Below are 6,966 nucleotides of genomic sequence, written 5' to 3'. Positions count from 1 at the left end.
CCCAACGACCCGACCCGCCCCCAGGGCCAGGCCAAGGGCGGCAGCATCTGGCTGCACATGGACCACGGCAGCGGTACGTCGGGCTGTGTGAGCCTGTCGAAGCCGGGCATGGAGTACCTCCTGAAGAACCTCGATCCGAAGCGGCACCCGGTCGTGGTGATGGGCGACAAGTCGAACCTGACGGGCTGACAAGTCGAACCTGACGGGCTGACATGACGAACCTGACGGGCTGACGGGCTGACGAGGCGAACCTGAAGGGCTGACAAGGCGAACCTGAAGGGCTAGCTCCGCCGGGCCACTCGGGCGTAGAAATCCCCCATGAGAAGATGCGTCATGTCCATGCTCGTCGGGGTCACCCTCGCGGCGAGCACACTCCTCAGCGCGGGCCCGGCATCGGCCGACACACCCCCGCCGGAATTCGGCAACGACTGGCACGACCCGATCACGGCGGCCCCGCCCATCGACAAGCCGCACACGAAGTCGTGCGAAGTGACCGTGGCCGAGGCCCAGTTCAAGGACTTCACGCCCTACAAGGGCGACTACGCCCCGCCCGCGAAGTGCGGCAAGGGCGACTGGGGCAAGGTGGTGCTGCGCCTCGACGGCAAGGTGAAGGGCAGGCAGTACGACCGCCTCGGCTATCTCCGCATCGGCGGTGTCGAGGTCTTCCGCACGTCCACTCCGGAGCCGTCGGTGGACGGCATCATCTGGTCCGTGGAGAAGGACGTCACGCGCTACCGCGAGACCCTGGGCCGCGACCAGCGGGTCGAGATGCTCATCGGGAACGTCGTCAACGAGACGTACACCGGGATCATCGACGTCAAGGCCACGCTGACGTTCTACGAGCCGGAGAAGCACACCACCGGGCAGGCGCCGCCCGACCGCGTCCTGCCCCTCGGCGACGCCACCACCCTCACCACCCCGCGCAACAGCGAACGCATCGTCGCCGAGGTCTACGCGACCGGCTCGGGCGGCGGCTGCGAGGAGTACTGGTATCTGACGGTGCCCGACGCCGCGCCGTACTCCTGCAAGGCCGAGGACGGCCCCTACCGCGAAGTGCAGGTCACCGTAGACGGTCAACTCGCCGGAATCGCCACGCCGTTCCCGACCGTGTGGACGGGTGGCTGGTCCAATCCCTTCCTGTGGTACGTCATTCCAGGGCCCCGCGCCTTCGACATCAAGCCCATCGAGTACGACCTGACGCCGTTCGCCGGGCTGCTCAACGACGGCCGCCCGCACCAGGTGGAGGTCTCCGTCGCGGGCAGACCGGAGGCGACGACCGGCTGGCACACGCCGACCAACATCCTCGTCTGGCAGGACGAGAAGAGCGAGCGGGTCACCGGGAAACTGACCGGACACCGGGCGGGCGAGCTCGCCAACAAGACGACGTACACCCCCGGTTCGCCGGAGCAGGAGCACCGCCTCGACACCCGCGGCAGCCACCGGCTCAGCGTCTCGGGTTACGTCGACACCTCCCACGGCCGCGTCGAGACCACCGTCACCCGCGCACTCGGCAACACCTCCGTGCACCGCTGGACCGATGGCGAGTCCACGGACGCGCTCGAGTCCACCTGGACGGACCGCGAGACGGTCACCACCAACGGCCGCGCGGTGCACACCGACCGGACGTACACGATGGACGGCACGACGACGCTCGGCGCCGGTGACCGGCTGCGCACCGAGATCGCGCTCGGCGACCGGACGGAGACGCTCACCGCGTACGACGGCCGCCGCACCGGACGGTCGGTGGTCGACGACCGCTACGAGGGCGACGCGACGTACACCGCCAACGTCCCGCGCGAGGACCGGCACGCCGTCGGCACCTCACGCGAGCGCTACCGCGCGTACGGGGACGGTCCCTGCCACGACCGCACGCTGGCCACCGTGCAGGGGACGCTGACGGAGGACCGCCTGCGCTGCTGAACCGGTCGGGCCGCAGAGGGCCCGACTTGGAGCAAGATCCAAGATTTACGCCGATGTGATCTGGGGGTCTTCTACGGAAGCGGGCACTCCGCCATAGTGACGCCTCGCGGAAACAGAATTCCGCATGACAGAAGTCACTTGAAGCCGTTCTACAGGAGTGCCCGTGCCGCAGTCCGTACCGTCCATTTCGGGACGCGTCGCACGCACATTGCGTACCTCACTCTTCGCGCAGGTCGCCTGCGCGCTGGTGATCGGAGTTGTCGTCGGACGGCTGTGGCCCCACGCGGGCACAGCCGTCCAGCCGCTCGGCGACGGCTTCGTACGTCTCATCAAGGCGATGATCGCCCCGCTCGTCTTCTGCGTGGTCGTCGCCGGCATCACCAAGGCCGGAGACCTCAAGGCCTTCGGCCGCATCGGGCTCAAGGCGCTCATCTGGTTCGAGGTCGCCACGACGGTCGCCCTGGTGGTCGGCCTGCTCGCCGGAAACCTGGTGAGCCCCGGCGCCGGAATGAACGTCGACCCTTCCCAGCTCGACGCCTCGGCCGTCGACGAGAAGACCGGCGGCGGTGAACTGCCCTCGACCAGTGAGTTCATCCTGCACTCGCTGCCGGACAGCGCCGTCGGGGCCTTCGCCGAGAACTCCCTGCTCCAAGTCCTCGTGCTGTCCTGCCTGGTCGGCGCGGCGCTGCTGCACCTCGGCAACGCGAAGGTCCCCGCGATCCTGCCCGCCATCGAACAGGGGCAGGAGATCGTCTTCGCGATCGTCGGCTTCATCATGAAGCTGGCCCCGCTCGCCGTCTTCGGGGCGACCGCCCACCTGGTGGGGGAGTACGGCCTCGGCGCCCTGTCGACGTACGGCAAACTCATCGGTGTCTGCTACGCGGTGGCCCTGATCTTCCTGCTGCTCCTCGGCGTCGCCCTCAAGGCGCTCACCGGCCTGAGCCTGTGGAAGTTCGTCCGCTACACCCGCGAGGAGATGCTGCTCGCGCTCGGCACGGCCTCCAGCGAAACCGTCATGCCGCGCATGATGCAGAAGCTGCGCCAGGCGGGCTGCCGCGACGACGCGGTGGGCCTTGTCCTGCCGACGGGGTACTCCTTCAACCTCGACGGCGCCTCGATCTACCTCTCCATCGGTACGTTGTTCATCGCGCAGGCGGTGGGCGTGGACCTGAGTCTGGGCCAGCAGATCACCGTCGTCCTCGTGCTCATGCTGACCAGCAAGGGCATGGCGGGCGTGCCCGGTTCGGCGTTCCTCGCGCTGTCCGCGACGGCCTCCGCGCTCGGGGTCATCCCCGCCGGCGCGGTGGCGCTGCTGCTCGGCGTGGACCGCATCATGGACGCCATGCGCGTCGCCACGAACCTGCTCGGCAACTGCGTCGCCGTCTTCGTGGTCTCCCGCTGGGAGGGCGCCCTCGACACGGCACGCGCCAAGAAGGTCCTCGGCGGCGAGATCGCCTTCGTACCGGAACGGCCGGAACAGGCACCGGAGCCCGGCAGCGCCGGTGAGAGCGCCGCCGGGCCCAAGTCCCTTACGCCTGCGGCTTCTCCGAGTCCACTCCCGGACGCGCCTTCTTCCACAGCCCGCGAGTGAAGTCGGGGATCGGCTGCGGCGCGCCCTTCGCCTTGATGGAGAGATGGCTCAGCGGCACGGGGGACGTCCAGGTCGCGGCGTCATAGACGTCGAAGTCCGGAACCAGGCCGAGCTGCATGGTCTGCATCAGACGGAAGATCATGATGTAGTCCATGCCGCCGTGCCCGCCGGGCGGGTTGGAGTGCTCCTTCCACAGCCAGTGGTCGAATTCGGTGGCGTACTTGGAGAAGTCGCCCCACTCGTCGTTGGTGTGGTCCGGCTCGATGTAGATGCGCGAGGGGTAGTCCTCGAAGACGCCCTTCGTGCCGCCGAGGCTGTTGATGCGGCTGTAGGGGTGGGGAGTTGAGACGTCGTGCTCGAGCCGGATGACCCGCCCCTTCGCCGTCTGGACGAGGCTGATGGTGCGGTCGCTCTCGATGTACGTCTCCTTCCAGCTCGGGTCGCCCGCCGGCATGTTGGCCTTGCGGTACTCCGCGAGACCGAGGGCGGGCGTGCCGAAACTGGAGATGTGGGTGACGCGGTCGCCGCGGTTGATGTCCATGTAGTTGGAGACCGGGCCGAAGCCGTGGTTGGGGTAGAGGTCGCCGCGCAGCCGCGTGTGCCACAGCCGCCGCCACGGACCCTCGTAGTAGTCCGGGTCGAACATCAGGCCGCGCAGATCGTGGTTGTACGCGCCCGCGCCGTGCAGCAGATCACCGAACTTGCCCGCGTGGGCCATCCGCAGGACGCGCATCTCGTTCTTGCCGTAGCAGCAGTTCTCCAGCTGCATGCAGTGTCTGCGGGTGCGCTCGGAGAGGTCGACGAGTTCCCACAACTGGTCGAGCTGCAGGGCGATGGGACACTCCACGCCGACGTGCTTGCCGTTCAGCATCGCCGACTTGGCCATGTCGAAGTGCCAGTCCCAGGGCGTCGCGACGTACACGAAGTCGACGTCGCCCCGCTTGCAGAGGTTCTCGAAGTCGTGATCGCTCTTCGTGTACGTCGCCGGGGCGGGCTGGCCCGCGTCGGTGACCTTCTTCGCTGCCCGCGCGGTCTTGTCCTTGACCGGGTCGCACAGCGCGACGACCTTCACCCCCGGGATCGCGAGGAACAGGTCGATCATGCTGCCGCCGCGGTTGCCGAGCCCGACGATGCCGACTCGCACCGTGGAGCGCCGCTCGAACGGTACGCCGACCATGGTCTCGCCCTGGGGAGCGGGCGCCTCGGCGGCCTCGGCGGTCGCACCCTGCGGGGCGTCGGCGTGGGCGGTGCCGCCGGTGAAGGCGCCGAGCCCGAGCCCGGCACCGGCGAGTCCTGCGGTGCGCAGCACGGTGCGGCGGGAGTGGCCGTCGGAGGACGTCTGGCCCTCGGCGGAATCGTCAGGGGCCGGTGTCGCGTTCTCGTCGTGCATCGGGACCTCCGTAGCTAAAAGGCGGCTGGTCTCTACCACTGGGGCGGAAGCCACCCTGATAGCGGTGCGGCGGGGGCGCAAGGGACCGAAGTGGCCAGAGAGTTGGACTTCCGTTGCCCCATGCATGGACTCGTCGTCGCGGCAGGCCTGAAACAGCTGTTCCGCAGCGCCGCTCCCTGCTACCCCTGGCCGCCCACCGAGACCAGACCCGTCTCGTACGCGGCGATCACCGCCTGGGCCCGGTCGCGGACGCCGAGCTTCCCGAAGACGCTGGTGATGTGGTTCTTCACGGTCGACACGCTGATGTCCATCGCGTCCGCGATCTCCGCGTTGTCGAGCCCCGTGGCCATCAGCCGCCACACCTCCGACTCGCGCGGAGTCAGGTCGTTCACGTTCACCGAGGGTGGCTCCGGGCGGTGCGGGGTCCTGACGTACGTGGAGATCAGCCGGGTCAGCAGCCGGGGTGCGACCGCGGCCTCCCCGGTGTGCACCACGCGCACCGCCGCGACCAGTTCCTCCGGGGAGATGTCCTTGGGCAGAAAGCCGTAGGCTCCCGCGCGCAGCGCCGCCACCACGTATTCGTCCATGTCGAAGGTGCTCAGCGCGAGCACCCGGCACCCGGGCAGTTCCCGGGCGAGCAGGGCGGTCGCGCCGACCCCGTCGAGGACCGGCATCCGGATGTCCATCACGACGACGTCGGGCCGCAGCCGGTGCGCGAGGGCCACCGCCTCCGCGCCGTCGCCCGCCTCGCCCACCACCTCGAACGCCGGATCGGGCGAAAGGATCAGCGCGAGGCCGCGCCGCACCAGCGGCTGGTCGTCCGCGATCAGCACCCTGATCGTCCGTCCACCCCTTGAGCCGTCCGTCGAGCCGTCCGCCGGCTCGCTTGCCGCGTCGCTCATCGCAGTGCCCCCTCCTCGGCCTCCAGCGGCAGCCGGGCCGACACCCGGAACCCGCCCTCGTCCAGCGGACCGGTCTCGAGCGTCCCGCCGTACAGCGCGACCCGCTCCCGCATCCCGACCAGGCCGTAACCGGACCCCGACGCGGAGCCCCCGAAACCGCTGCCCGCGCCGTCGTCCGACACCTCCACGGCCACCCCGTCCGGCTCGTACGTCAGTTGTACGGACGCCCGCGCCTCGCCCGCGTACTTGCGCGCGTTGGTCAGCGCCTCCTGCACGATCCGGAACACGGTAAGGCCCACGCTCGGCGGCAGCGGCCGCTCATCGCCCCGTACCTCGAGCGCGGTCGGCAGACCGGCCCGGCACGACTCGGCCACGATCCGCTCCAGGTCCCCGACCCCGGGCTGCGGTGCGGTCGGCGCGTCTTCCGACTCGTCCCCGGCGCGCAGCACGTCAAGGAGCTGCCGCATCTCGCGCAGGGCCATCCGTCCGGAACCCTCCAGGGTGACCAGCGCCTCCCTTACCACCTCCGGATCACCGGCGAGGTTCGCACGGGCGCCCCCGGCCATCAGCTGCATGGTGGTGATGTGGTGCGCCACGATGTCGTGCAACTCCCTGGCGATGCGCCGCCGTTCGTCGGCCACCGCGCGGTCGGCGAGCAGTCGGCGCTTGGCCTCGATGTCCCGCTGCCAGTGGTTCATCACGGCCGCACCGATGATCACGAGCACCCCGGTGGCCGCGTTGGCCAGCACGTCCACGACGGTCGGCGGCGGCGCCTGCCCCACCAGCGGCATCGCCACGGCCACCAGCGTCGCCGCCGCCGTCACGACCGGGCCCCGGAACCGTACGACCGTGTAGAGGGCGACCACGACGGTGATGTTGAAGTGCTGCGAGACCGGAACGGTCAGGTTCAGCACCAGGTTCACCAGCAGGACGGCCGCGAGTGTCGACAGCGGGGCCCGGCGGCGGGCGAGGAGCGGCAGGGCGGACACCACGAGGAGCGCGAACCCGGCCGCCGGGACGTACCCGAGGTCGGCGTGGCTGCTGAGCGTGAAGCCGATCAGGTCCAGGGCCGCGGCCCCGACCGCGACAAGGCCGTCGTTGCGCGTCCATGGCAGCGTCTCGCCGCTCGGCGGAGCCCCCGGAGCCCCCGGAGCCCCCGGAGC

The 6,966-nt window shown here is 69.8% G+C and carries 6 protein-coding genes; 3 read left to right on the top strand and 3 right to left on the bottom strand.

Going from position 1 to position 6,966, the window contains the following annotated elements:
• From E2651_RS39445 to E2651_RS39435, 3 genes are all read left to right on the top strand, one after another.
• A partial coding sequence (locus E2651_RS39445; RefSeq protein ID WP_167829033.1) for a L,D-transpeptidase family protein occupies positions 1–189 on the top strand: 189 nt, incomplete at its 5' end.
• A gap of 129 nt (positions 190–318) precedes the next feature.
• The gene (locus E2651_RS39440) at positions 319–1,920 is read left to right on the top strand and encodes a peptide-N4-asparagine amidase (protein ID WP_135336094.1); all 1,602 of its coding nucleotides are present in this window, start codon (positions 319–321) and stop codon (positions 1,918–1,920) included.
• 163 nt (positions 1,921–2,083) lie between these two features.
• Complete coding sequence (locus tag E2651_RS39435) at positions 2,084–3,511, top strand: cation:dicarboxylase symporter family transporter (RefSeq protein ID WP_135336093.1); 1,428 nt, start codon at positions 2,084–2,086, stop codon at positions 3,509–3,511.
• Here the strand turns inward: E2651_RS39435 and E2651_RS39430 are convergent.
• The 3 genes from E2651_RS39430 to E2651_RS39420 form a co-directional block, all read right to left on the bottom strand.
• On the bottom strand, positions 3,450–4,901 hold the full coding sequence (locus E2651_RS39430) for a Gfo/Idh/MocA family oxidoreductase (protein WP_135336092.1): 1,452 nt from the start codon (positions 4,899–4,901) through the stop codon (positions 3,450–3,452). The genes E2651_RS39435 and E2651_RS39430 overlap by 62 nt on opposite strands.
• Positions 4,902–5,080: 179 nt before the next feature.
• Positions 5,081–5,803 carry a response regulator transcription factor gene (locus E2651_RS39425; protein WP_135336091.1) on the bottom strand — a complete coding sequence of 241 codons (723 nt, stop codon included), beginning with the start codon at positions 5,801–5,803 and terminating at the stop codon, positions 5,081–5,083.
• On the bottom strand, positions 5,800–6,966 hold a 1,167-nt coding region (locus tag E2651_RS39420; protein ID WP_135336090.1), incomplete at its 5' end, for a histidine kinase. The genes E2651_RS39425 and E2651_RS39420, both read right to left, overlap by 4 nt.

Source organism: Streptomyces sp. MZ04, from assembly GCF_004684775.1.
In the GTDB taxonomy this organism is placed as follows: Bacteria; Actinomycetota; Actinomycetes; order Streptomycetales; family Streptomycetaceae; genus Streptomyces.
Note: the sequence above shows the minus strand (reverse complement) of the source record. Positions and strands in the feature narration are given on the sequence as shown.